The organism is Streptomyces sp. NPDC002088, assembly GCF_040296605.1.
Lineage (GTDB): Bacteria > Actinomycetota > Actinomycetes > Streptomycetales > Streptomycetaceae > Streptomyces.
Genome location: NZ_JBEOXO010000008.1, coordinates 94,127 through 118,057, shown reverse-complemented (window position 1 = coordinate 118,057; position 23,931 = coordinate 94,127). Strand labels below are relative to the sequence as shown.

The following is a 23,931-nucleotide window of genomic DNA, read 5'->3' as shown; positions in this document are numbered from 1 at the left end:
CCTCGTGGCAGGGCAGCCGGCCACCGCCGCGGACACCCCGCTGTGGCAGACGGCAGTGGCCGAGATCCCCTCCACCCGCTACAGCCGCGACGCCAAGGTGTATGTCACCGAGGCCACCGACGGGCTGCGTCCCTACGTCGACGACGACGGCCTGGACGCCGCCCGCCTCGAACCGGTCGCCGCCGACGTCGAGAGCCGCTACTTCGACGGCGCCCGTCTCAACTCCACCGCGGACGGCGCAGCCGCGTACGACAACCTCGAGCACCTTGAGTCGTACCTCAAGAGCCGGCTCACCGGCGCCAGTCCGCCGAACGGCGAGGCCGAGCAGGCCCATGTCACGGCGCTGGTGAAGACACTGACCGGGGTGCGGCTGCTGGCCGACGCCGCGGTGCAGGACGCCGAGGCCACCATCGGCCCGTTCCGCCGGGACCCGCTGCCTGCGCCCGAACCCGAAGGGCTCGACGACGCGTTCGCGCTGCTCGACGCGGCCAAGGCGGACCTCGCCCAGGTCGACACGATGCTCCGCAAGGCCAACCCCGAGCCGGCCGCCGTGGCCGCCGCAAAGGCCTGGGAGAACGGCTTCGCGGTCCTGCAGCGCCTCGGCATCACCTACGAGGGGGATCACGACGGTGACGGCGTCGTGGACGTCGTCGAGCTGCGCTTCGGCGCGAGTCCGCTGCTCACGGACTCCGACGGTGACGGCCTCACCGACAAGTTCGAGATCTACGAACTGGCCGGCTGGACCTGGCCGAACAAGGCGGACAGTGACCTCGACGCGGTCCGTGACGGTGACGAGGACATCGACGGCGACGGCCTGACGAACCTCAAGGAGCAGGAGCTCGGCACCTCGCCCACCGACCCCGACACCGACGGCGACGGCGTGTCGGACGGGGCCGAGGTGGCCGCCGGCACCGACCCGCTCGTACCCGACCAGCCCAGGCCCCCGCCCACACCCGGCGACGGCGACCCCGACCCCACCGAGCCCGTACCGACCGCCACGGACACCGACGGCGACGGCCTGCTCGACGTCCTCGAAGACGACGAGTACGGCACCGACAAGGCCAACCCGGACACCGATGCCGACGGCCTGACGGACGGCGCAGAGGTCGACACATACCTCATCGACCCGACCCTCGCCGACACTGACGGCGACGGGCTGCGCGACGACTACGAACTGGCTCACGCCGAGGACCAGGGCCTCGACCCGGCCGTCCCCGACGAGCAGATCAGCAAGTGGACGTACGTCGGCGACTTCCTGCTCGGGATGTTCGCGGGCGAGTTCACGCCCCGTGACTCCATGGCCTGGCTCGCCGGAAACCTGTGCTCCGGCGGCCTCAGCTTCATCCCGGTCGTCGGCTGGATCATCGGCGGCGCCGCCGACCTGCGCGACGCCATCGCCTCGGCCATCCACGCCGACTGGGTGGGCGCCGGGCTGAGCATCCTCGGCATCATCCCCTACGGCGGCGACGCGGCAGCGATCCCGGCCAAGGCCGCACGGTTCGCGCTCAAGTACCTCCACCGGCTCGACGGGGTGGTCCGCTTCGTCGCCAAGTGGGACAAGATCGCCGACAGTGTCAAGACCGTCGCGTTCAAGGCGATCCTGCTCGGGAACTACGGCAAGCTCACCGACGCGGGACTCACCGACGACATCATCGTCCGGATCGCCAAGGGGTCGCGGAGCAGCCTGGCGAAACTCGCCGACGCTCTCTCCGATCCGCTGCACCGGGCGGCAGCGCTCAGCGAGCGTGCGCCGTGGCTGTGGAGCGGCAGGCAGGGCGAAAACTGGTTCGCCGATCTGCTCGCCACGCAGGGGCGCACCGGGACCCGGGCACCCGCGACGTTCGTGCGCACACCGACGGGCGTCGGCAGGTACCCCGACTACGTCGAAGACGTGGCCGGCGGCGGGCAGGTCGCGCACGAGGTGAAGGTCGGGCTGCCTGCTTACAAGGACAGTCAGTTGCAGCAATGCCACGCGGACGGTGAGCTGCGGCGCGCGGGACAGTTCGCCGAGGTCGTATGGCACTTCCTGCCGTACGCACGGGACAACGCGCTCGGCATCCCCGACTACCTGCTGGAGTGCCTGCGGATGGAAGGCATTCCGTTCACCGTCCATCTGCCCAACGCGGCATGACGGGCTGAGCAGTCGAGAGGGCGGGCCGGGGGTTCCGCGAGGACACCCGGCCCGCCCGACCGTCACTCGGGCAGTTCGACGCCCAGCCGCGTCGCCAGCGCCCGGTGCCCGGCCGCCATCGCGTCCACGGCGAGCGCGAGCGCCTCGTCGGCGGTGATCGGCGTCGCGACGCGGAAGTTCAGCAGCTCCCGGTCCTGGTGGTCCGCCTCGACCACGCCGGGCTGCGCCTCCAGAGCCGACAGCAGCAGATCCTCCTCGACCAGGTCGGGGCCGGAGTCGACGATGCGCATGAGCTCCTCGGAGAACGCCATAAGCCACCGCTGCCCGTCGGCGGTCGACACCAGCAGGCCCGCGAGGAACTCGCCCTGTGACAGGTCCTGTTCCCGGTCGCCGGGTGCGAAGACCAGGTCGGCGAAGCGCCGCGGTGCGCGCATCAGGGCCGCGGCCACCACCGGGCGTTCGGCGAGACTGGTGCCGAGGTAGCCGTCCCAGCCGCCCTCGGACTCGTGCGGTGCGATGCCCGGGACGGCGTAGCGTCGGCGTCTGAGCCAAGACATGGGGCCCACTATCGGCTGGATCCGGTGCGCGCGACAAGCCCCCCGTTGCTCGGTGGGCGGCCCGCCTGCGATCACTTGGCGAAGTACGCCCGGGCCGCGCGGACGCCGTCGACGAGGGCGTCCACCCCGGCCTCGGTGTTGTGCACGTAGAAGGTCGCCCGGGTCGTCGCCGGAATGCCGTAGCGCTTCACGATCGGGCGGGCGCAGTGGTGGCCGACGTGGACCGCGACACCGCGGTCGTCGAGGATCTGGCCGACGTCGTGGGGGTGGATGCCGTCGACCGTGAAGGAGACGGCCGAGCCGCGGTCGGTGAGGTCGCGGGGGCCCACGATGCGTACGCTGGGCACCTCCTGGAGGATTTCCAGCGCACGGGCGGTGAGCCGGTCCTGCGGGCGCTGGGCATGGCGGAGGTGGCGGCGCACGAGGCCGCTGCCGCGCTGTCCCTCCTCGCCGAGGATGCGGCCGACCTGCTCACCGGTGCCGAGGCGGGGCAGCCGACCGAGTGCGCCGCGCGGGGCTGCGCCCGCTGGTTCCTGCGTTCGCACAGGGCCCGGCGCTGGTGCACGACGAAGTGCGGGAACCGGGTGCGGGCGGCGCGGGCATATGCCGCTCGGAAGGAGCGGTGAACCTCGGTCGTCGTGCCCGGAGGATTCGAAGCGGGCGCACTCGACCGGGTCGTCCTCCTCGTCCCAACCGCAGGCGTCCGGGTCCTCGCCCCCAGCCAGGTCGCCAGGGCGACACGGCGCTCTGCCTCGGTGAGGCGCGGTTCGACCGGGGAGGGAGGGGAGGGGGGCCCAGCCGTCGCGGACGGTGTGTCCCAGAACAGCAGGTCGCGGGCGCGGCTCCGCCCCCAGGCGAGCAGACCGCCCGGCTCGGGGTGCACGCGTGGCGGCTTGCCCTCCGGCGGCGTGCGGGCCTCGGCGCCGGTCCACCCCACCCCGCTGAGACCACCTCCAACACGGCGCGGCAGCACGGCACGTCCGGATCCGCCCCGGGCCGCACCAGAAACGGCAGCGCGGCCACGTCCTCGGCCGTTTCGTAGTTGTGCTCCTGCCCCGCCCGGTTGATCGCGGTCAGTCCCTCCCGCAAGCACGGGACGCTACTACCGTCATGATCGGCAGCCGTCCGGTATATCCAGTGAACGGGATTGCATAAACGTGCAGCGAAACGTATAGTCATGCCATCCAGGAGGAGGGTGACATGGCGGTACGTGTGGCGGTGGCCGGAGCGAGCGGATACGCGGGCGGTGAGGTCCTGCGCCTGCTTCTCGCGCACCCCGAGGTCGAGATCGGCGCCCTGACCGGCAATTCCAACGCCGGCCAGAAGCTGGGCGCGCTGCAGCCGCATCTGCTGCCGCTGGCCGACCGGGTGCTCCAGGAGACCACCCCCGAGGTGCTCGCCGGACATGACGTCGTCTTCCTCGCCCTGCCCCACGGGCAGTCCGCCGCCGTCGCCGAGCAGCTCGGCCCGGACGTCCTCGTCGTCGACATGGGCGCCGACTTCCGGCTGAAGGACGCCGCCGACTGGGAGAGGTTCTACGGCTCCGCGCACGCCGGGACCTGGCCCTACGGCCTCCCCGAACTGCCGGGCGGCCGCGCCGCGCTGGAGGGGTCCAAGCGCATCGCGGTGCCCGGTTGCTACCCGACGGCCGCCACGCTCGCCCTCTTCCCGGCGTACGCGGCGGGCCTGGCCGAGAACGAGGCCGTGATCGTCGCCGCCTCCGGCACCTCCGGCGCGGGCAAGGCGCCCAAGCCCCACCTGCTCGGCAGCGAGGTCATGGGGTCCATGTCGCCGTACGGCGTCGGCGGCGGCCACCGGCACACCCCCGAGATGATCCAGAACCTCGGCGCGGCCGCCGGCGAGCCGGTCACCGTCTCCTTCACGCCGACCCTCGCACCGATGCCCCGCGGCATCCTCGCCACGTGCAGCGCCAAGGCGAAGCCCGGCGTCACCGCCGAGTCCGTGCGCGCCGCCTACGAGAAGGCCTTCGCCGACGAACCCTTCGTCCACCTGCTCCCCGAGGGCCAGTGGCCGGCCACGGCGTCCGTCTACGGTTCCAACGCCGTTCAGGTGCAGGTCGCGTACGACGAGGCCGCGGGCCGCATCATCGCGATCAGTGCCATCGACAACCTGACCAAGGGCACCGCGGGCGGTGCCGTCCAGAGCATGAACATCGCCCTCGGACTCGACGAGAGCACCGGGCTTTCCACGATCGGAGTCGCACCGTGAGCGTCACGGCAGCCAAGGGATTCACGGCGGCGGGCATCGCCGCCGGGATCAAGGAGAACGGCAACCCGGACCTGGCCCTCGTGGTCAACAACGGACCCCGCCGCGCCGCCGCCGGCGTCTTCACCTCCAACCGTGTGAAGGCCGCCCCCGTGCTGTGGTCCGAGCAGGTCCTCAAGGGCGGTCAGGTCTCCGCGGTCGTCCTCAACTCCGGTGGCGCCAACGCCTGTACCGGGCCGAAGGGCTTCCAGGACACCCACGCCACCGCCGAGAAGGTCGCGGACGTGCTCGGCCACAACGCGGCCGAGGTCGCCGTCGCCTCGACGGGTCTCATCGGCGTACTCCTGCCCATGGACAAGCTTCTCCCGGGGGTGGAGACCGCGGCCGCGGCCCTGAGCGAGCACGGCGGCGAGAAGGCCGCCATCGCCATCAAGACCACCGACAGCGTCCACAAGACGTCCGTCGTCACCAAGGACGGCTGGACCGTGGGCGGCATGGCCAAGGGCGCGGGCATGCTCGCCCCCGGTCTGGCCACCATGCTCGTCGTCCTCACCACCGACGCCGACCTCGACAGCGACGTACTGGACAAGGCGCTGCGGGCCGCGACCCGTACGACCTTCGACCGGGTCGACTCCGACGGCTGCATGTCCACCAACGACACCGTGCTGTTGCTGGCCTCCGGAGCATCCGACGTCACCCCGGACCAGGAGGAGTTCGCCGAGGCCGTGCGCGCCGTGTGCGACGACCTCGGGCAGCAGCTGATCCGGGACGCCGAGGGCGCCAGCAAGGACATCAAGGTCGAGGTGATCAACGCCGCGACCGAGGAGGACGCCGTCGAGGTGGGCCGCTCCATCGCCCGCAACAACCTCCTCAAGTGCGCGATCCACGGTGAGGACCCCAACTGGGGGCGCGTGCTGTCCGCCATCGGCACCACCGGCGCCGCCTTCGAGCCCGACCAGCTCAACGTCGCCATCAACGGCGTCTGGGTCTGCAAGAACGGCGGCGTCGGCGAGGACCGTGACAAGGTCGACATGCGCTACCGCGAGGTGCACATCGTCGCCGACCTCGCGGCCGGCTCCGAGACCGCCACCATCTGGACGAACGACCTCACCGCCGACTACGTCCACGAGAACAGCGCGTACTCGTCATGAGCACTACTCGTAAGCACACCGCCCTGCCCAAGGCCCAGATCCTCATCGAGGCACTGCCCTGGCTGACCCGGCACAACGGCAAGACGGTCGTCGTGAAGTTCGGCGGCAACGCCATGATCGACGAGCAGCTGAAGGCCGCGTTCGCGCAGGACATCGTGTTCCTGCACCACGCCGGGCTCAAGCCCGTCGTCGTGCACGGCGGCGGCCCGCAGATCAGCGCGGCACTCGACAAGCACGGCATCGTCAGCGAGTTCAAGGCGGGCCTCAGGGTCACCACCGAGGACGCCATGGACGTCGTCCGCATGGTGCTCGCCGGGCAGGTGCAGCGCGAGCTGGTCGGGCTGCTCAACCAGCACGGCCCGCTCGCCGTCGGCCTCACCGGCGAGGACGCGCACACCATCACCGCCACCAAGCACCAGCCCGAGATCAACGGCGAGCTGGTCGACATCGGGCGGGTGGGCGAGATCACCGCGATCGACACGGGCGCGATCGAGGCCCTGCTCGCCGACGGCCGCATCCCGGTCGTCTCGTCGATCGCCCGCAGCCAGGACGACGGACATGTCTACAACGTCAATGCTGATACGGCGGCTGCGGCACTCGCTGCGGCACTGGGGGCCGAAACCCTCATGGTCCTCACGGACGTCGAGGGCCTCTACGAGGACTGGCCGAACAGCGACGAGGTGATCAGCCGCCTCACCGCTTCCCAGCTGGAGAAGCTCCTGCCGGAGCTGTCGTCCGGCATGGTGCCGAAGATGGAGGGCTGTCTGCACGCCGTACGCAACGGCGTGACCACCGCCCGCGTCATCGACGGCCGGGTCCAGCACTCGATCCTGCTGGAGATCTTCACCGACGAAGGCATCGGCACGATGGTCGTGCCGGACGAGGAGGGGGACGCATGACCGGCACCGCGACCAACGCAGAGCTGACCCAGCGGTGGCAGGGCGCGCTCATGAACAACTACGGCACCCCGCGGCTGCCCCTCGTACGCGGTGCGGGCACCAAACTCTGGGACGCCGACGGCAAGGAGTACGTCGACTTCGTCGGCGGTATCGCGGTCAACGCGCTCGGCCACGCCCACCCGGCGGTCGTCGAGGCCGTCAGCACGCAGATCGCCTCCCTCGGCCATGTCTCCAACCTCTTCGTCGCCGAACCGCCCGTCGCCCTCGCCGAACGGCTGCTCCAGCACTTCGGCCGGGACGGCAAGGTGTACTTCTGCAACTCCGGCGCCGAGGCCAACGAGGGCGCCTTCAAGATCGGCCGGCTGACCGGGCGGACCCACATGGTCGCCACCCAGGGCGGCTTCCACGGCCGCACGATGGGCGCCCTCGCGCTCACCGGCCAGCCCGGCAAGCAGGGCCCGTTCCTGCCGCTGCCCGGTGACGTCACGCATGTGCCGTACGGCGACGCGCAGGCGCTGGCCGCCGCGGTGACCGAGGAGACCGCGCTCGTCATCATCGAGCCCATCCAGGGCGAGAACGGCGTCGTCGTCCCGCCCGCCGGCTACCTGAAGGCCGCTCGGGCGATCACCGCCGCGACCGGGGCGCTGCTCGTCCTCGACGAGGTGCAGACCGGCATCGGCCGTACCGGGCACTGGTTCGAGTACCAGGCCCACGAGGGCGTCCTGCCGGACGTCGTCACCCTCGCCAAGGGCCTCGGCGGCGGGCTGCCGCTGGGTGCGACCGTCGCCTTCGGGCGCGCCGCGGAGCTGCTCCAGCCCGGGCAGCACGGGACGACCTTCGGCGGCAACCCCGTCGCCTGCGCGGCCGGACTCGCCGTCCTGGACACCATCGCGAACGACGGCCTCCTGGAGAACGTCAAGAACCAGAGCGAGAAGCTGCGCGACGGAATCGAGTCCCTCGGGCACCCGTTGATCGACCATGTCCGGGGCGCGGGCCTCCTCCTGGGTATCGTGCTCACCGAGCCGCTCGCGCAGAAGGCGCAGCAGGCGGCCCAGGACGCCGGCTTCCTCGTGAACGCGCCCGCACCCGATGTCGTACGGCTGATGCCGGCGCTGAACCTCGGCGACGACGACGTGGACGCGTTCCTCGGGGCGCTGCCCGGCATTCTGGACGTGGCCAAGGGGGACGGATGATCCGGGGAATGAGACGACGATGAGCCAGGCGCAGGAGCACGAGCAGAACGCGGGGCCTGCCGTGCCGCAGACCCGCACCGCCCGCCACCGCCGGATCGTGGACATCCTCAACCGGCAACCGGTGCGCTCCCAGAGCCAACTGGCGAAGCTCCTCGCCGACGACGGGCTGACCGTCACGCAGGCGACGCTCTCCCGGGACCTGGACGAGCTGAACGCGGTGAAGATCCGCAACACGGACGGCGACCTCATCTATGCGGTCCCCAGCGAGGGCGGCTTCCGCACCCCGCGGGCTCCGCTCGGGGAGTCGGCGAAGGAGGAGCGGATGCGGCGGCTCTCCCAGGAGCTGCTGATCTCCGCGGAGGCCTCCGCCAACCTCGTGGTCCTGCGCACCCCTCCGGGGGCGGCGCAGTTCCTGGCCTCGGCGATCGACCAGGCGGAGCTGCACGACATCCTGGGGACGATCGCCGGTGACGACACACTGCTGCTGATCAGCAGGGATCCGACCGGGGGGCAGTCCTTGGCGGATCACTTGCTGCGGCTGGCGCAGAACGGTCACTGACCGCGCTGCCGGCAGGTCGTGCCGCCGGGGAAACCGGCGCAGAATGGGAATGTGATCTTCCGCAGCGGCCGGGCAATCCCCTGGCGGGGGCGGGCCGTATATAGAGGTGTGCAGAGTGACCGGTTCCCTGTGGACCGTCTCCCGGACGAGGCTCTGCTGTCCGGGCTGGCCACCGGTGATCCGGAGCTCGCGGTCACCTTCGTACGGAGGTTCCAGCGCACGGTCTTCGGTGTCGCCATCGCCGTCACCGGAGATCCGCAGCTCGCCGAGGACATCGCCCAGCAGACATTCGAGCGTGCGTGGCGTCATGCGCAGATCTACGACTCGCGCCGCGGGTCGGTGGCGACCTGGCTGACGACCATCGCGCACAACCTCGCCATCGACGCCGTCCGGGCGCGGCGGTCGGAGCCGGTGGCGCCCGAGGACCTCGACGCGCTCCTCGACGTCGTGACCGAGACCCCCGAGCAGTGGGCGCTGGCCGACGACGCCTCGTCCCGGCTGCGGGCCGCCGTGGCGCAGCTGCCGCGGGAACAGGGTCGTGCCCTGGTGATGGCGGGCATCTACGGAATGACGGCCCAGCAGATCGCCGACTGGGAGAAGATCCCGCTGGGCACCGCCAAGACGCGGATCAGGACAGCGATGGGAAAGCTGCGGAACACACTCGCGTCTCCGAATCGAGGGGACCATGGCCAGTGACGTGACCTGCGAGAAGCTGCGGGATATCGGTGCCGAGCTGGCACTGGGCGTGCTGCCCGGCCGTGAGCGGGCGGAGGCGGTCGCGCATCTCGACCGGTGCGCGGCCTGCCGGGAGTACGTCGAGCAGCTGACCCTCGTCGGCGACGGGCTGATCGGCCTGCTGCCGGACCGCGAGCCGCCCCCCGGGTTCGAGACCCGCGTGGCGCGCTGCCTGGCCCAGGACGCGGCGACGCACGAGGGGCGCTCGGCCGAGCGCGCGTCCGGTTCCGCCCGACAGGGGATGCGTGACCGCGCCCGCCGGGCCCGGCTGCGGATCGCCTCGGTCGCGGTCGCCTTCGCGGTCGCCTGCGGGTTCGCCGGCTGGGCGATCGGCACCGTCGTCGAGGAGATCACGGCCTCGCCGCCCGCTGCCGTCGAGAGCGAGCCGGTGCTGGTCGGAGACCTGACCTCGACCGGGGGCGGCACGGAGCCCGTCGGTGAGGTCTACGCGCACCCCGGCAACCCCGGTTGGGTCTTCATGGACGTCGAACTCACCGGCCCCGGCACCCCGTACAGCGGCAGGGCCACCTGTCTCCTCGAGCGCTCCGACGGCACGACGGTCCGCGTCGGCGCCTTCGACCTGCGCGATGGGCGGGGCCAGTGGGGCGGGTCGGCTGCCGTCGACCTCGCGGCGGTCTCCGGCGCCCGCCTGGTGTCCGCCGACGGCACCGTCCTCGCCTCGGCCCGCCTCCAGACGGGGCAGGTCGTGACCAGGGAGTCCTGAACCAGGTGCCCGGCCGGGCTCAGTCGTGGGACGCGGGATGTCGAAGGCCCGGCAGCGCGGCCTCCAGGGCGGTGGCCAGTTCGGTGACCGTGGGCCGCGACGGCGCGTCGGCCCGGAGGCAGCCGTCGACGGCTGCGGCCAGAGCGGGCGGCAGCCGCCGCCGGGACGCGATCGGCGGGGCGTGCTGCTCCAGTTGCGGATACCAGTGGTCCCGGCCGTGGGTCCCGCTGCCGTCCGCCTCCTCCCCGGCGCAGGACTCGGCCGCGGTCTCGCCGCAGTCGAACGGCAGGTCACCGCAGGCGACCTCGTACAGGGTGATGCCGATGCCCCACACGTCGGCGGCTGCCGTGAGCGGTCCGCCGCGGGCCTGCTCGGGGGAGAGACAGCAGAACGTGCCCACCCCGGCGGGCGCCGGCCCGGGCGGCCGTGCGGTGCTCAGGTCCAGCACCTTCGCGTGACCGCAGTCCACCACCACGTTCGACGGCTTGAGGTCCAGGTGCAGCAGACCCTGACCGTGGAGGTAGTGGATCGCGGAACACAGCTGCACCCCGAGAAGCGCCACGTCGGAGGCGGACGGCCGGCGCCGCAACCGGTGGACGAGGTGGGACAGCGTCTCACCGGTCAGGGTCTCCAGGACCACGAGCGGCTCGGGCGACGCGAAGGTCGCGTAGGCGCGTACCAGGTGCGGATGGCTGAATTCGCGCAGCCAGCGGCCCTCCCGCAGCAGCCGCTCGCCCAGCCGGGGCTCGCCCCGGAGGTCGGGACGCACCATCTTGATCACGCAGCGGCAGTGTCGTTCCTCGCTCCAGACGTCGTAGACGTCGAGCCAGCCGGTGCGCGCCAGATGCGCCAGGACCTCGTAGCCCGGGACCGGTCTTGTCCCCGGTGCCAGGGGCGGGGCGGCGTCCGGCACCGCCGAGACACTCACGACAGCACCGTCCCCGGAGCCGAGGACCCGGCTGGGGCGGCACCGGCCATGGCGTTCAGCCGGTGCAGCCGGGCGTACGTCCCGCCGCGCTCGAGCAGGTCGTCGTGGGCACCGCACTCGACGACCCTGCCGTGGTCGAGAACCACGATGCGCGTGGCGTCTCGGACGGTCAGCAGGTTGTGGGAGATGACGACGGTCGTCCGCCCGGCCATGAGCCGACGCAGCGGGTCCATGATCCGCCGGCCGGACCGCACATCGAGCCCCGTGGTCGGTTCGTCGAGGAGGAGTACGGGCGCGTCCCTGATCATCGCGCGGGCGATCGCCAGGCGCTGGCGCTGCCCGCCGGAGAGTGTCCGGCCGCGCTGGCCGACCATCGTGTCGTAGCCCTCCGGGAGCAGTTCGATGAACTCGTGCGCGTCCGCGGCGCGCGCCGCGGCGACGATGTCCGCCTCCGTCGCCTCCGGCCGGCCGTAGGCGATGTTGTCCCGCACGGTGCCGTGGAAGACGAGCGTCTCCTGCAGGACCACCGCGACGTTCTCCCGTACGTCGGACAGGCGCAGGTCTCGCAGATCCGTCCCGTCGAGGCGGACCGCTCCGAGGCCGGGGTCGTAGAAGCGCAGCTGCAGCTTCGCGACCGTCGACTTGCCGGCCCCGCTGGCCCCGACCAGCGCCAGTGTCTCTCCGGGGGCCACGTGGAACGACACGTCCGACAGGGCCCAGGACGACGTACCGGGGTAGCGGAAGGCGACGCCGTCGAACTCCACGTCGCCCCGCGCCCGGCCGATCCGGCGGGCGTCGGCGGCATCGACGACCTGCGGCCGCTGGTCCAGCAACTCGATGATCCGTTCGGCCGAGGCGGACGCCGCGTAGAAGGTGGTGCCGAGGTGGGACAGACTGCGGACCGGACTGTAGAGGTTCCCGATCAACGCCAGGAAGACCAGCAGTCCGCCCAGCGTGAGCTGTCCCTGGGCCAGCTTCCAGGTGCCCAGGCTCATGACCGCGATGACACCGGAAACCTCTACGAACTCGACAACGGCTCCATAGACGGCGCCGATCCGCGCCGAGGCCATCGCGGCCCGGAACTTGCCGACGTTCTCACGCTCGAAGCGGCGCTCCTCCCACCCCTGCCGGTTGTACGCCTGCACCAGGGCCACGTTGCCCAGCGACTCCTCGGCGATCGCGCTGATCGAGCCGCTCCGGCGCCTGCGCTCCCGGGACGCCTCCTTGATCAGCCCCGAGAAGTGCCGGGCGACGCCCCAGAACAGCGGCACGATGACGAGGGCGAGGAGGGTCAGATCCCACTGCAGATAGAACAGCAGACCGAGGAAGACGCCCAGGCGGATCACGTAGTAGAGGGCGTCCGCCACTCCCGAGAGCAGGAACGTCTCGACCGCGTCGACATCGCCCGTCACACGTGACAGCACGTCCCCGAGCCGCCGGCGTTCGAAGAATCCGAGCGACAGGCCCTGGACGTGCCGGAACACATCGGAGCGAAGAGTCAGCAGGAAGCGTTCGCTGACCCAGGTGGACGTCACGTCGTCGGCGAACCCGAGAACGCCGGAGCCGATGATGAGCCCCAGATAGGTCGGTGCGATCCACAGCAGCGGTCCGACGTCGCGGGGAACGAGCACATCGTCCACCACGATCTTGAAGAGCCAGATCTCCGCGCCGTCGAGGGCGGGGCCGATCAGGCTGAAGAAGACGATGGGAACGAACCAGCGCCGGCCGCCACGGGTGTAGGGCCAGAACCGCCGGAACACCTCGCGTGGAGACACCGGAGGCGCGGCCGCCACCACGTCGGACGACTCACCCACCGACAGCAGACGCCGCAGGACATGCACCATGGCATGGGTTCCTCGTGGACGGACGGACGGACGGACGGAGCGGACGGGCGGAGCGGACCAGGGCCCCCGGCCTCCGGTCCGCTCAGCCTCCGTGTGCGGTCAGTAGCCGCCGTGGCCGTTGCCGTGGCCGTTGCCGTGACCGTGCCCGTGACCGTGACCGTGCCCGTGGCGGTTGCCGTGGCCGTGGCCGTGGCCGTGGCCGTGCCCGTGCCCGTGCCCGGAGAAGTCGCGGCCCGACGTGTCGTTGTCGCGATCCCGGCGGTTGGCAGGAATCAGATTGCTGAAGATAGCCATTGCGTTCCTCCTGAAACTTGCTGCACTTGGGATACGTCTCAGGGCGGAAGTTGGATGGCGTTCCGGGGCAAAAAGTTGAAAATGGTCGTGTATCGGCGAAAACTCCTACACCGTTCAGCCCAGCCGCGCCGCGAGCCCCCCGGTGCACCGCACCTCGTCACCGGCCGTGATCAGCAGCGCCTCCACGTCCGGGAGGCCCTCCAGCCAGCCCAGTGCCTCCCGCGATCCCATCGCGAAGGCGGCCGTCGCCCAGCAGTCGACCCACGTCAGTGAGGGCCCCACGACGGTCACTGCCACCAGGTCGGTCACCGCGGAGCGCCCGGTACGCGGATCCACGATGTGCGCGCCCCGCTCGGCGGTGCCGGACGTGGCCACCGCCAGCCGGTCCGTCCCGGCCGCGGAGATCACCGCCGCCAGCCCGCCCGGCCGAAGCGGATCCGACACCCCGACCCGCCACGGCCGCTGCGGCCCCGGAGTGCCGAACAGCTGGACGTCCCCGCCGCCGTTCACGCTCACCCCGGTCACCCCGGCGGCGGCCGCCAGCCGCCGCGCCGCCCGTTCGGCGGCCCAGCCTTTGACGATCCCGGTCGGGTCGAGACGCCCCTCGTACGACGTGCTGAACCAGCCCCCGCTCACCCGCTCCGCCTCGGCGCCCAGCTCCAGCACCTCGGCCACCTCGGGAGCGCACTCCCCGACGGACAGCTCACCGCGGGCCAGCCGGGAGACCTGGCTGTTCTCGCGGTAGGTGCTGAACACCTCGTCGGCCCGGTGCAGCCCGGCGACGACCTCCTCGAGCGCGGCCCGCACGGCCACGGGTTCCCCGCCCCGGACGTCGAAGGAGAAGACGGTCCCCATGACCTCCTCCGCATGACGTACCGGGGCGGGAGCTTCCGCCGACTCGGCCACCGACTCAGCCACCGGCCTGGTCCAGCGCCGACTGGAGGGACTGCTTGTAGCCGGTGCTGGTGTAGGTCGCCCCGGACACCGTGTCGATGTCGGCGCTGCCGGCCGCCACGGCCTCCTGGTTGAGCTTGGGTACGGCCAGCTCGGTCTTCTGGCTGCTGGTGCCGCCGCTGGGTGCCTGGACGGCCTCCGCTTTGGTGATCTTTCCGCCGCTGACGGTGATACGGACCTGGACGGGGCCGTACTGGGTCTGGGCCACGCTTCCGGTGACGGTACGGGCCTGCTCGGCAGGGGCGGACGAGCCACTGCTCCCGGAGGCGGACCCGCTCCCGGCGGCCTTGGCCTGGTCCAGCGCCGACTGGAGGGACTGCTTGTAGCCGGTGCTGGTGTACGTGGCACCGGAGACGGCGTCGATGTCCGCGCTCTGCGCGGCGACCGCCTCCTGGTTGAGCTTGGGTACGGCCAGCTCGGTCTTCTGGCTGCTGGTGCCGCCGCTGGGTGCCTGGACGGCCTCCGCCTTGGTGATCTTTCCGCCGCTGACGGTGATACGGACCTGGACGGGCCCGTACTGGGTCTGGGCCACGCTTCCGGTGACCGTGCCGGCACCGGCGGCCTCCGCGCCGCCCTGGGCCGACTCCTGTGCCGCGGCCGTCTGCTGGGGGTCCGCGCCGCCGGCCGCCTGCGCGGAACCCGGGTCGGACGCCGGCTTCAGCGACAGCAGCAGCACGATCCCGGACACGGTGGCGGCGGTGGCGAGCACGACACGCCGAATGGGGTGGCTCTTCTTCATCGCTCCTGACTCCCGTCGCTCACATCTCGAACGACTCGTGATGGATGCGGCGGGCGGGAACCCCCGCGCCGCGCAGTGCTTCGTACACCTGCTGGGCGAAGCCGGGCGGCCCGCACATGAAGACGTCGTGGCGGTCGATGTCCCCGATCTTGCGCTGGAGGCTCTCGGCCGAGATGTCGGGGCGTTCCCCGTCGGGACTGTTGACCGCGTACATCAGCCGCGCACCGCGCTCAGCGGCGATCTTGGCCAACTCGTCCCACAACGCCAGGTCCTGGGTGCTGTTGGCCCGGTAGAGCAGCGTGATGTCGCCGGCCGCGCCGGGCAGCGTCTCGAACAGCGCCCGCATCGGGGTGATGCCGACACCGCCCGCGACCAGCAGCACCTTGCCGCGGCTGCGCCGGGACGCCGTCATCGCCCCGTACGGACCCTCGGCCCACACCCGGGTGCCGGGCGTGAGCTCGCGCAGCCGGGCGCTGTGGTCGCCGATCGCCTTCACGGTGATCCGCAGCATGTCCGGCCGGGGCGCCGCCGACAGCGAGTACGGGTGCGAGCTGAACCGCATGCCCGGGGCCAGGAACCGCCAGCGGAAGAACTGCCCGGCCTCCGCGCCCATCCGGTGCAGCTTGGTCCCGCTGATCAGTACCGACACGATCCCGGGCGCCTCCTCGATCACCGCCTCGACCCGCATCCGGTGTCTGAGGTTCAGCCGGATCGGCGTGAGGATGCGGTACCAGACCACCAGCGCGGTGACCGAGCCGTACAGCACGTACCAGACGGTCTTCGCGACGGGCTCGACGGCGAAGTCGTTGCCGGTGGTGATCTGGTGCCAGAACGTCAGGAACACCGACGCGTACGTCATCAGGTGGATGTGGTACCAGGTGTCGTACGGCATCAGCTTGCGGATCCCGCCGACCGACACCAGCCCGATGAGGAACAGCAGACCCGTGCCGATGGCGGCCTTGCCCATGTCCGGCAGCTGGTTGATGGAGTCGATCGTCTGCTGGACGATGTCGCCGAGCGACTTGCCGGCCTGCAGCGCGTAGCCCCACATCGTGAGGAAGACGTGCGCGACGACCAGGCAGAGCGTGTAGCGGCCGCTCATCGCGTGCCAGCGCGCCACCCGGTCGGAGCCCACCCGCCGCTCCAGCGCGGGCACCCGGGCCATCTGCAGGACGACGAGCGCCATCAGGTATCCGGCGAGCAGGCCGGTGATCCGGCCCGCGTTCAGGATCTTGCTGTTGTCGTCCGCGATCGACGGCGTGTTGTGCCACCAGAGCCACAGCACCCCCACCGCGCCCGCCCACACGGCGAGCAGCAGGGGGACGGCCGGGGAGCGGCGCGGACGGATGCGGCGCATCGTCTGGCGTCGGGCGGCACGGCCGCCCGCGAGCGTGGTGGTCACGGTTCCTCCGTGGGGACTTGACCCTTGGCCCACAGATACGCGCCGCGGCTCGCGAGTGTTCAGCCTCCTGCCGAGTCGAGTGCGGACTGGAGTGACTGGCGGTAACCGTCACTCGTGTACGTCGCCCCCGAGACGGTGTCGATCTCGGCACTCTGCGCGGCCAGCGCCTCCCGCCTCAGTTCCGGGATGGCGTAACTGTTGATCTCCTGGTCCCGGGGGTTCTCCTGGGGATAGGTGACCGCGGTGACCTCGGTCAGCTTGCCGTCCTTCAGGGTGATCCGGACCTGGACGGGGCCCCAGCGGGTCTGGATCGAGTCGCCGGTGACGGACTTCGTACCGGTGGAGCCGGTGGACCCGCTCGAACCGGACCCGGCGGAGGCACCGGAGCCGCTGGACGGCGTGGTGGCGGGCGCCCCGACGGCGACGGCCGTACTCGCATGCGGCTTCAGCGACAGCAGCAGCACCACTCCGGAGACGGTTGCGGCGCTCGCCAGCACGATGCGGCGCAGGGGACGGTTCTTCTTCAGTGCGTGCACGACGGCCTCATCACTACTCTCACTACTCTCGCAACTCCCGCGACTCTCACAGCTCGAACGACTCGTGGTGGATACGACGATCCGGCACACCGGCGGCGCGCAGCGCCCCGTACAGATCCTGGGCGAAGCCGTGCGGGCCGCACAGGTACACGTCGTGTCCGGACAGGTCGGGGACGGTCGCGCGCAGGGCGCCGGCCGTGAGGTCGGGGCGCTCCCCGCGCGGGCCGTTGAGCGCGTACAGCACCCGCGCCCCCCGCCACCGCGCCACGGCCTCCAACTCCCCGCCCAGGGCGAGGTCCTCGGCGGTGCGCGCCCGGTACAGCAGGGTGACGTCGCCGGGCAGGGTCTCGAACAGGGCCCGCAGCGGGGTGATGCCGACCCCGCCCGCGATCAGCAGCGACTTGGGCGCGGTGCGCCGGTCGGCGGTCAGTGCTCCGTACGGCCCCTCCGCCCACACCCGGGTGCCCGGCCGCAGCAGGGACACGGCCGCGCTGTGGCCGCCGAGCGCCTTGACCGTGATGCGCATCAGGTCCGGGCGGGGCGGCGCCGACAGGGAGTACGGCGTCGAGGTCCAGCCCATGCCCTCCCCGAAGAACCGCCACCGGAAGAACTGCCCCGCCTGCGCACCCATCTCGTCCAGCCGTCGGCCGCGCACGACGACCGAGTACACGCCCGGCGCCTCCCGCTGCACGGCCTCGACCCGCAGCCGGTGGCGCAGGTTGAGCCGGACCGGCGCGAGGATCCGGAACCAGAGCACCAGGGCCGTGACGCCGAGGTACAGCGCGTACCAGGCGGTCGTGGCCACGCCGTTGCCGCTGAAGTCGTTGCCCAGCGCCAGCTGGTGGCCGAAGGCGAGGAACAGCGCGGCGTACGTGAGCAGGTGGACGTAGTACCAGAACTCGTAGCTGGTCCGGCGGCGCACTGCGCGGGCCGAGGTGATGCCGACCGCGAAGAGGATGACCGTGGCCGCGGTGGCCTTCAGCATCTCCGGGTAGTCGAGGACCACGGTCAGCGTCTCGTGCACGATCGACCGGCGGTCCTGGGCGGCGTACCCCGCGAGGATCAGCACGATGTGCGCGACCAGCAGGCAGATCGTGTAACGGCCGGCCATCGCGTGCCAGCGTGCCACCCGGTCGGAGCCGATGCGCCGCTCGAGCAGCGGCACGCGCGCCATCAGGCCCACGAGCACCGCGCACGCGTACCCGCACAGCAGCCCCGCGATCCGGCCGGCGCCGGTGAGCCAGCCCGCCGTACCGATCACGGAGCCGGTGTCCGACCACCACAGCGCGAGCACCGCGGCGGCCCCCGCCCACAGGAGGGCGAGCACCCCACCCGCGGGGGAGCGCCGGGGAGCCGGCGGCACGGCGGTCGCCGCCCGTTGCTCGTACACGGTGGTCATGTGTGCGTCCTTTCGCCTGTCCTGGGCGCAACTGTGCAGGCCGAACTTCTGAGTCGGCTCTGAGCGGGCGGCCCGCACGGCGGACTCAGAGGAAACTCAGAGCCTCCGCAGACACTCGGGGCCCGTCCGAGGGGTGATCCTGGTAGGAGCCATGAACACCACCCGCTCCGGCCGCCCCGCCCTGACCCGCCCCGACGGCACACCGCTGCGCGTCCTCGTCGTCGACGACGACCCGGACCTCGCCGAGGTGCTGTCCGGCGCACTGCGCTACGAAGGCTGGCAGGTGCGCACCGCCGGCGACGGCGCGTCGGCCGTCACCGAGGCCCGGGAACTGATGCCCGACGCGGTCGTCCTCGACGTGATGCTCCCCGACACCGACGGCTTCGCCGTGCTGCGCACCCTGCATACGGTGAAACCCGACGTCTGCGTGCTCTTCCTCACCGCCCGGGACGCCGTGGAGGACCGCATAGCGGGCATCACGGCGGGCGGCGACGACTACGTCACCAAGCCCTTCAGCCTGGAGGAGGTCGTCGCCCGGGTGCGTGGACTGCTGCGCCGCGCGGGCATCGCCCGCCAGCAGGAGGACGGGCCACGGCTGACCGTGGGCGACCTGGTCATGGACGAGGAGGCCCGTGAGGTGACCCGCGCGGGCGAGCTGATCGAGCTGTCGCCCACCGAGTTCGAGCTGCTGCGCTTCCTGATGCGCAACCCGCGGCGCGTGCTCAGCAAGGCGCAGATCCTCGACCGCGTCTGGTCGTACGACTTCGGCGGCCGCGCCCACGTCGTCGAGCTGTACATCTCGTACCTGCGCAAGAAGGTCGACGCGGGCCGCGAGCCGATGATCCACACCGTGCGCGGGGCCGGCTACGTACTCAAGCCGGTGGCGCAGTGAGGCCACGACTGCGACCGGCAGTGCGGCTGCGACTGCGGCGCCTGCCCCGGCCGCGCACCCTGCGCGCCCGGCTCACCGTCGGCCTGGTGGTGCTGCTGGCGATCAGCTGCGCCGCGGTCGGCGTCGCCGCCGTCGTCGAGCTGAACGGCTTCCTCACCCGCCGCCTCGATGAGCAGCTCAGCGAGGTCGGGACCCGGTTCCCGGCGAGCCTGGAGCACCAGGGCCGGCTTTCGGACGACCTCCCCCAGTCTCGAAAGGACTCGGCCGGGGGGACCCCCATCGGCGGCGAGCACGGCGACACCCGCAGACAGGCCACGGGTACGTTCGGCGCCCGCCTGGTCGGCGGCACGGTCACCAACGCGGCCGTCGTCCCCTCCGGCAATGCCAAGACGAGCCTGGACGTGTCCCTGGCACCCCGGGACGAGAAGCAGCTCGCCGCGGTTCCGATCGACGGCAGGGGGCACACGGTCGAGCTCTCCTCTCTGGACGATTACCGGGTCATGGCGACCCAGGGCCTCGACGGAGACGTACTGATCACCGGGTTGCCCCTGGAGCCGGTGCAGGCCACCGTCCGTCGGCTGGAGCTGGTCGCCGGGATCGTCTTCGCCCTGGCCCTGGCGGCCACCGGTGTCGCCGGCGCCCTCTGGGTTCGCTGGTCGCTGCGCCCGCTGAGCAGGGTCGCGGCCACCGCTACCCGGGTCAGCGAGTTGTCGCTGGCCAGCGGAGAGGTGGCCCTGCCGCCGCGCGCCCCCGAGTCCGACCCGCGCAGCGAGGTGGGCCGGGTGGCCGCCGCCTTCAACCGCATGCTCGGCCATGTCGAGGACGCCCTGACCAAGCGCCACGCCAGCGAGGAGCGGCTGCGCAGCTTCGCGGCCGACGCCAGCCACGAACTGCGCACCCCGGTCGCCTCGGTGCGCGGCCACGCCGAACTCGCCCTGCTGCACCCCGGCCCGGTACCGCCGCAGGTCACCCGTGCCCTGGAGCGCATCGCCGCCGAGTCCTCCCGCATGGGCGAGATGGTCGACGACCTGCTCCTGCTGGCCCGCCTGGACGCCGGCCGCCCCCTCGAACACCTCCCGGTCGACCTGACCCGCCTGGTCCTGGACGCGGTGACGGACGCCCGCGCGGCCGGCCCCGACCACCGCTGGACCCTGGAGCTCCCGGAGGACCCGGTCACGGTGACCGGCGACACGCACCGCCTCCACCAGGTGTTGGCCAACCTGTTGGCCAACGCGCGTTTGCACACACCTGTTGGCACCAAGGTGACGGTGTCTCTGGAGACCGACGCCACGACGGTCGCCCTCAAGGTCCACGACGACGGCCCCGGCATCCCCGACGACATCCAGCCGGGCGTCTTCGAACGCTTCAGTCGTGCCGACCGCCGCCGCACAGAGGCCTCCGGCGGCGGCGCGGGGCTGGGCCTGTCGATCGTGGCGGCGGTGGTGGAGGCCCATGCGGGGAGCGTGGACCTGGAGAGCCGGCCGGGTGCCACGACGTTCACGGTGAAACTCAGTACCGAGTGATCACGGTGGCCCCGCCCGCCGTCCCGACTGCGATGTGCGGCTTCTTCCCGGGCTCGGCCCACTGGAGAATCCGCCGCATCGCGTCCCTCGGTACCGACACACAACCGGCGGTAGCCCCACGCCCGTTGACATGCAGAAAGATGCCGGCGCCGCGCCCGCGCACCGGCTTGTGGTAGTTGAAGCCGATGACGAGCGCGTACGCGTACTGCGTCTCGTACGAGATCAGGTGCTCGGACTCGGCGGCCCGGCAGTCGGACGGGCGGGGCTCGGTCCAGCGGTTGTAGGCGCGGGAGTCGTTGTCCTGGCACCACCAGGAGTTCTCCCGAACCGGCCGGTACGCGACGGCGGTTCCGCTCGGCGCCTTCTTGATCCCGAACCCGAACGGCAGGTCGTACAGCCCGGCCGGCGTCGTGTTCGTCCTCTGCTTGCGCGAGGCGCCGTCGACCAGCCCCTTCGCCCCGAACCGGGCCGGCGTGGAACCGGCCTTCACCCACTGCCCGTTCCGCAGGTCCCACCAGGTCACCGTGCCCGACGTCGAGTCCGGGCGCGGTGCCTGAGCGGTGATCAGCTGTGTACCGCCGCCGGTGTCCGCCAGCAGGGCGGGCAGGGGTGGCGCGTCCCCGGGCGCGGCGGCCCCGAGCAGCAGCAGGGACAGGGAGACGAGACCGACGGCGACGACACCTGGGCGCATGGCTGAGACGGTAGGCGGCGACGGCGGTGACGGCAGCCGGGGTGGGCCGTCCGGGCTCACGGACCCAGCGGGTTGAGCAGTTCGGCCTTTCCTTCGAACGCGTACAGCAGGAGGTCCGTCATCTCGAAGATCTCCTTGGACCTCCTTGTCGGGTCCGGGGTGAGGAAGGGGCGCCAGAAGGGGTCACGGACGAGGGAGTACCGGCTTCCCTCCATGGCGCGGTGGAACACCTCGGCGACGATGCGTCCGCCGACGCCGGTGAGCCTGCCGCCGCCGTTCACCTCGGCCTCGCGCAGGACGTAGAACCACAGTGGGCAGTGGTCGACGAGCTTCCGCCGCAGCCCGTCGCTGAGCTGGGCTCCGTCGCGGTTGTCGAAGTCCGAGGGGAGCAGCGGCTTCACGTCGAGTCGCTTGGCCATCTGCTGGCCCGTGGAGAGGCTCGTCATGGTGGCCCGGGTGAGGTTGCGGAACGCCAGGTTCAGCTCGTTGGGGTCGCTCGGCGGCTGTCCGCGACCGCCGAAGGATCCGAGCGGGAGCTCGGCCAGCGGGTTGACCAGCAGGGTGTCGATGCGCTTGGTGACGTTGAACTGTGCGGCGGTCACCCCGAGATCGTCGCGGCCGCCCGCGCGGAAGTCGAACAGGCGCCGGAAGTCGACGATCCAGTTGGTGGGAAGCCGTTCGAAGTCGCCCGCCTCGGGGTTCGTGACGTCGGCGGGCGGCGGGGAGAGGATGCCGCTGGTACCGGTGAAGCGGAACAGGAACGGCAGTGTGCCTCCGCCGTTGTCGAAGACCCTGTTCCAGTTGTAGGCGCCGCGCACCATGCTGTGACCGAGCCGGTAGGCGGCCACGGAGAACTCGATCGGCATCGTCGGGAAGTCGTGCTCCCCGGGCGCCGGCTCGAAGAACCTGCGCCCCTTGGTGAAGACCTCCTTGAGGATGGCCTCGTCGACGATCCTCGGCAGGAAGTCGTTGCGCAACACCCACTGGTAGTGCTTGACGACGGCTTCGCGTGCCGACTCGAAGAGGACCGCGCTGGACACGCCCTTGGTCGCCAGCTCGGTGGCGAAGCGGTTGTGGAAGCGGATGAAGGCGCTGTGGATCTGGGCGACGGCGAGGTTCTCGTCGTTGCGCGGATCGGGGATCAGCGGCCGGCGCCGCTCGGACTTCAGCGAGCCCACGCCCACCCGGGGCAGGTCGAAGCCGGTCAGGGGAGTGCCGGTGACGGCGTCGCCGCCGGGCACGCCCTGGGTCGTGCCGGTCTTCAGCCGGATTCCGTCGTCCTCGTAGAACCGGCGGTCGAAGCGGTGCCCCGGGCCGAGACCGTAGAGGCTGTCCAGGTCCAGGGCGGGTGAGCGGCCCTGGAGCAGCTGCTGGACCGTGACGTCCTCGTCCAGCTGCACCGCCGTGGCGTCCAGGGTCAGGTCGTGGTCCACGAACTGACCGAGGTAGGTGAAGCCCGCCGGCACCTTGGGGTTGTCCGAGTCGGGCTGCGGGCGGCTCCGGTCGGTCATCGCTTGGGCGAGCTCCACCCGGTCGGCCCGGTCGAGTCGCTGGGCCTCCTTGGCCTTGGGGCCAAGTCGGGAGAACTGGAACTTGCGAAGGGCCGCGACGGTCGAGGCTGCCTGGGGCTCCGCGGGCGTGTCGGTTCCCGACTCGCCGAGGATGCCCTCCCCGACGACGAAGAACGAGCCGCGGACATGGCGTTTGCTCTGGGGTTCGCGTGCGGATCGGAACATGGGTCCCCCATCTGTTCCGTTGGTCCTGGTTGGGACAGCTTCTTGCCGAGCGTAGGCGCCCACAACCGCGGAGGGTGTAATTCCGTCAAAAACCCCAACTTGCCTGTGTGGTACAGAGATCTACAAACCGGTCAGAGGGTGCTCGGCGGCAGGGGCAACGGCAGGCCCGGCAGGCCGTCCAGGCTGGTGGCGATGTGGTCCTTCTTCGCGAAGTACTCGGCGAGCGAGGTGTCGTCCTCGCGGGCGAAGCGCCTGGCGTGCAGGTCGCGGTCCTCGTCGTACGTCATGAAGGGCACCGCGTACCCGCAGGTGTCGCGCACGAGTTCGGCCTGCACCACGATGATCGCGCGCAGGCCGTGCAGGGTCGGGTCGATGTCCGGGAAATGGGCGAGGAACTCCTTGAAGCGGGGGTCGTCACGGAACACCGGCTCCCCGTGGCCGTGCACGCGCACGATGTTGGGCGGGCCCTGGAACGCGCACCACATCAGGGTGATCCGGCCGTTCTCGCGCAGGTGTGCGATGGTCTCGGCGTTGGATCCGGCGAAGTCGAGGTAGGCCACGGTGTGTTCGTCGAGCACGGCGAACGAGCCCTTGAGGCCCTTGGGGGAGAGATTGACCGTGCCGTCACCCGACAGCGGGGCGGTCGCGGTGAAGAAGAGGGGCTGCTCCTCGATGAACGTACGGAGCCTGCCGTCGATGCGCTCGTAAGTCTTTCCCATGTCTAACGATTATCGGCGGAACCCTTTCGCCTGTCTAAGGAATTGCGGGATCCGCTGTAGTCCCTCGCGGTCCGTCGCAGTCCGCCGCGGGCTGTCGTG

24 protein-coding genes are annotated in these 23,931 nt (G+C 71.3%); 11 read left to right on the top strand and 13 right to left on the bottom strand.

The genetic code is table 11. The features are described 5' to 3' along the window. Positions 1-4: 4 nt before the first annotated feature. The gene (locus ABT114_RS19080) at positions 5-2,131 is read left to right on the top strand and encodes a hypothetical protein (protein ID WP_351143965.1); all 2,127 of its coding nucleotides are present in this window, start codon (positions 5-7) and stop codon (positions 2,129-2,131) included. A gap of 62 nt (positions 2,132-2,193) precedes the next feature. Here ABT114_RS19080 and ABT114_RS19075 read toward each other — a convergent pair whose 3' ends face one another. After that, a complete protein-coding gene (locus ABT114_RS19075) occupies positions 2,194-2,688 on the bottom strand; it encodes a hypothetical protein (RefSeq protein WP_351143964.1) in 495 nt (164 codons plus the stop codon). Positions 2,689-2,759: 71 nt separating this feature from the next. Further along, positions 2,760-3,146 carry an aminotransferase class V-fold PLP-dependent enzyme gene (locus tag ABT114_RS19070; RefSeq protein ID WP_351144221.1) on the bottom strand — a complete coding sequence of 129 codons (387 nt, stop codon included), beginning with the start codon at positions 3,144-3,146 and terminating at the stop codon, positions 2,760-2,762. Here ABT114_RS19070 and ABT114_RS19065 point away from each other — a divergent pair. The 8 genes from ABT114_RS19065 to ABT114_RS19030 all read left to right on the top strand — a co-directional run bounded on the left by ABT114_RS19065 (position 3,090) and on the right by ABT114_RS19030 (position 10,175). Then, entirely contained in the window at positions 3,090-3,314 is a 225-nt protein-coding gene (locus ABT114_RS19065; RefSeq protein ID WP_351143963.1) for a CGNR zinc finger domain-containing protein, read from the top strand. The two genes, ABT114_RS19070 and ABT114_RS19065, sit on opposite strands and share 57 nt — an antisense overlap. 574 nt (positions 3,315-3,888) lie before the next feature. After that, positions 3,889-4,917, top strand: a complete 1,029-nt coding sequence (argC, locus tag ABT114_RS19060; RefSeq protein WP_351143962.1) for an N-acetyl-gamma-glutamyl-phosphate reductase — start codon at positions 3,889-3,891, stop codon at positions 4,915-4,917. After that, on the top strand, positions 4,914-6,065 hold the full coding sequence (gene argJ / locus ABT114_RS19055; protein ID WP_351143961.1) for a bifunctional glutamate N-acetyltransferase/amino-acid acetyltransferase ArgJ: 1,152 nt from the start codon (positions 4,914-4,916) through the stop codon (positions 6,063-6,065). Before argC ends, argJ begins: the two co-directional genes overlap by 4 nt. Continuing rightward, positions 6,062-6,964, top strand: a complete 903-nt coding sequence (gene argB / locus ABT114_RS19050; RefSeq protein ID WP_351143960.1) for an acetylglutamate kinase — start codon at positions 6,062-6,064, stop codon at positions 6,962-6,964. The genes argJ and argB overlap by 4 nt, the downstream gene beginning before the upstream one ends. Further along, a complete protein-coding gene (locus ABT114_RS19045) occupies positions 6,961-8,157 on the top strand; it encodes an acetylornithine transaminase (protein ID WP_351143959.1) in 1,197 nt (398 codons plus the stop codon). Before argB ends, ABT114_RS19045 begins: the two co-directional genes overlap by 4 nt. Before the next feature lie 19 nt (positions 8,158-8,176). Further along, positions 8,177-8,716, top strand: a complete 540-nt coding sequence (locus tag ABT114_RS19040) for an arginine repressor (RefSeq protein WP_351143958.1) — start codon at positions 8,177-8,179, stop codon at positions 8,714-8,716. 108 nt (positions 8,717-8,824) lie between these two features. After that, positions 8,825-9,412, top strand: a complete 588-nt coding sequence (locus tag ABT114_RS19035; protein ID WP_351143957.1) for an RNA polymerase sigma factor — start codon at positions 8,825-8,827, stop codon at positions 9,410-9,412. Beyond that, a complete protein-coding gene (locus ABT114_RS19030) occupies positions 9,402-10,175 on the top strand; it encodes a zf-HC2 domain-containing protein (protein WP_351143956.1) in 774 nt (257 codons plus the stop codon). Before ABT114_RS19035 ends, ABT114_RS19030 begins: the two co-directional genes overlap by 11 nt. A gap of 19 nt (positions 10,176-10,194) precedes the next feature. Here the strand turns inward: ABT114_RS19030 and ABT114_RS19025 are convergent, their stop codons facing one another. The 8 genes from ABT114_RS19025 to ABT114_RS18990 form a co-directional block, all read right to left on the bottom strand. Next, the gene (locus ABT114_RS19025) at positions 10,195-11,103 is read right to left on the bottom strand and encodes a serine/threonine-protein kinase (RefSeq protein WP_351143955.1); all 909 of its coding nucleotides are present in this window, start codon (positions 11,101-11,103) and stop codon (positions 10,195-10,197) included. Then, on the bottom strand, positions 11,100-12,947 hold the full coding sequence (locus tag ABT114_RS19020; protein WP_351143954.1) for an ABC transporter ATP-binding protein: 1,848 nt from the start codon (positions 12,945-12,947) through the stop codon (positions 11,100-11,102). The genes ABT114_RS19025 and ABT114_RS19020 overlap by 4 nt, the downstream gene beginning before the upstream one ends. A 99-nt stretch (positions 12,948-13,046) precedes the next feature. After that, entirely contained in the window at positions 13,047-13,241 is a 195-nt protein-coding gene (locus ABT114_RS19015) for a hypothetical protein (protein ID WP_351143952.1), read from the bottom strand. A gap of 114 nt (positions 13,242-13,355) precedes the next feature. Next, complete coding sequence (locus ABT114_RS19010; RefSeq protein WP_351143950.1) at positions 13,356-14,159, bottom strand: FAD:protein FMN transferase; 804 nt, start codon at positions 14,157-14,159, stop codon at positions 13,356-13,358. Beyond that, the gene (locus tag ABT114_RS19005; RefSeq protein WP_351143948.1) at positions 14,152-14,934 is read right to left on the bottom strand and encodes an FMN-binding protein; all 783 of its coding nucleotides are present in this window, start codon (positions 14,932-14,934) and stop codon (positions 14,152-14,154) included. The genes ABT114_RS19010 and ABT114_RS19005 overlap by 8 nt, the downstream gene beginning before the upstream one ends. Before the next feature lie 19 nt (positions 14,935-14,953). Then, positions 14,954-16,336, bottom strand: a complete 1,383-nt coding sequence (locus tag ABT114_RS19000; protein WP_351143946.1) for a ferredoxin reductase family protein — start codon at positions 16,334-16,336, stop codon at positions 14,954-14,956. Positions 16,337-16,395: 59 nt separating this feature from the next. Next, positions 16,396-16,872, bottom strand: a complete 477-nt coding sequence (locus ABT114_RS18995; RefSeq protein WP_351143944.1) for an FMN-binding protein — start codon at positions 16,870-16,872, stop codon at positions 16,396-16,398. A gap of 46 nt (positions 16,873-16,918) precedes the next feature. Then, the gene (locus tag ABT114_RS18990; RefSeq protein WP_351143941.1) at positions 16,919-18,271 is read right to left on the bottom strand and encodes a ferredoxin reductase family protein; all 1,353 of its coding nucleotides are present in this window, start codon (positions 18,269-18,271) and stop codon (positions 16,919-16,921) included. Positions 18,272-18,422: 151 nt separating this feature from the next. Here ABT114_RS18990 and ABT114_RS18985 point away from each other — a divergent pair, with 151 nt between their 5' ends. Both ABT114_RS18985 and ABT114_RS18980 read left to right on the top strand, forming a co-directional pair. Then, complete coding sequence (locus ABT114_RS18985) at positions 18,423-19,163, top strand: response regulator transcription factor (RefSeq protein WP_351143938.1); 741 nt, start codon at positions 18,423-18,425, stop codon at positions 19,161-19,163. Between the two features lie 20 nt (positions 19,164-19,183). Then, positions 19,184-20,686 (top strand): sensor histidine kinase, encoded by a 1,503-nt coding sequence (locus ABT114_RS18980; protein ID WP_351143936.1) that lies wholly within the window; start codon positions 19,184-19,186, stop codon positions 20,684-20,686. On the opposite strand, the gene ABT114_RS18975 is transcribed toward ABT114_RS18980, so the two are convergent. From ABT114_RS18975 to ABT114_RS18965, 3 genes are all read right to left on the bottom strand, one after another. Continuing rightward, the gene (locus ABT114_RS18975) at positions 20,673-21,377 is read right to left on the bottom strand and encodes a L,D-transpeptidase family protein (protein ID WP_351143934.1); all 705 of its coding nucleotides are present in this window, start codon (positions 21,375-21,377) and stop codon (positions 20,673-20,675) included. The genes ABT114_RS18980 and ABT114_RS18975 overlap by 14 nt on opposite strands. 56 nt (positions 21,378-21,433) lie before the next feature. Further along, positions 21,434-23,113 (bottom strand): peroxidase family protein, encoded by a 1,680-nt coding sequence (locus tag ABT114_RS18970; protein ID WP_351143932.1) that lies wholly within the window; start codon positions 23,111-23,113, stop codon positions 21,434-21,436. A gap of 131 nt (positions 23,114-23,244) precedes the next feature. Continuing rightward, entirely contained in the window at positions 23,245-23,832 is a 588-nt protein-coding gene (locus ABT114_RS18965) for a pyridoxamine 5'-phosphate oxidase family protein (protein ID WP_351143930.1), read from the bottom strand. Positions 23,833-23,931 lie beyond the last annotated feature (99 nt).

What these genes read in the sequence shown, in the direction of transcription:
- ABT114_RS19075 (WP_351143964.1), bottom strand. Translation starts at nt 2,688, where the DNA reads ATGTCTTGGCTCAGACGCCGACGCTACGCCGTCCCGGGCATCGCACCG.
- ABT114_RS19065 (WP_351143963.1), top strand. Translation starts at nt 3,090, where the DNA reads ATGGCGGAGGTGGCGGCGCACGAGGCCGCTGCCGCGCTGTCCCTCCTC.
- argC (WP_351143962.1), top strand. Translation starts at nt 3,889, where the DNA reads ATGGCGGTACGTGTGGCGGTGGCCGGAGCGAGCGGATACGCGGGCGGT.
- argB (WP_351143960.1), top strand. Translation starts at nt 6,062, where the DNA reads ATGAGCACTACTCGTAAGCACACCGCCCTGCCCAAGGCCCAGATCCTC.
- ABT114_RS19045 (WP_351143959.1), top strand. Translation starts at nt 6,961, where the DNA reads ATGACCGGCACCGCGACCAACGCAGAGCTGACCCAGCGGTGGCAGGGC.
- ABT114_RS19040 (WP_351143958.1), top strand. Translation starts at nt 8,177, where the DNA reads ATGAGCCAGGCGCAGGAGCACGAGCAGAACGCGGGGCCTGCCGTGCCG.
- ABT114_RS19030 (WP_351143956.1), top strand. Translation starts at nt 9,402, where the DNA reads ATGGCCAGTGACGTGACCTGCGAGAAGCTGCGGGATATCGGTGCCGAG.
- ABT114_RS19020 (WP_351143954.1), bottom strand. Translation starts at nt 12,947, where the DNA reads ATGGTGCATGTCCTGCGGCGTCTGCTGTCGGTGGGTGAGTCGTCCGAC.
- ABT114_RS19015 (WP_351143952.1), bottom strand. Translation starts at nt 13,241, where the DNA reads ATGGCTATCTTCAGCAATCTGATTCCTGCCAACCGCCGGGATCGCGAC.
- ABT114_RS19005 (WP_351143948.1), bottom strand. Translation starts at nt 14,934, where the DNA reads ATGAAGAAGAGCCACCCCATTCGGCGTGTCGTGCTCGCCACCGCCGCC.
- ABT114_RS18990 (WP_351143941.1), bottom strand. Translation starts at nt 18,271, where the DNA reads ATGACCACCGTGTACGAGCAACGGGCGGCGACCGCCGTGCCGCCGGCT.
- ABT114_RS18985 (WP_351143938.1), top strand. Translation starts at nt 18,423, where the DNA reads ATGAACACCACCCGCTCCGGCCGCCCCGCCCTGACCCGCCCCGACGGC.
- ABT114_RS18975 (WP_351143934.1), bottom strand. Translation starts at nt 21,377, where the DNA reads ATGCGCCCAGGTGTCGTCGCCGTCGGTCTCGTCTCCCTGTCCCTGCTG.
- ABT114_RS18970 (WP_351143932.1), bottom strand. Translation starts at nt 23,113, where the DNA reads ATGTTCCGATCCGCACGCGAACCCCAGAGCAAACGCCATGTCCGCGGC.
- ABT114_RS18965 (WP_351143930.1), bottom strand. Translation starts at nt 23,832, where the DNA reads ATGGGAAAGACTTACGAGCGCATCGACGGCAGGCTCCGTACGTTCATC.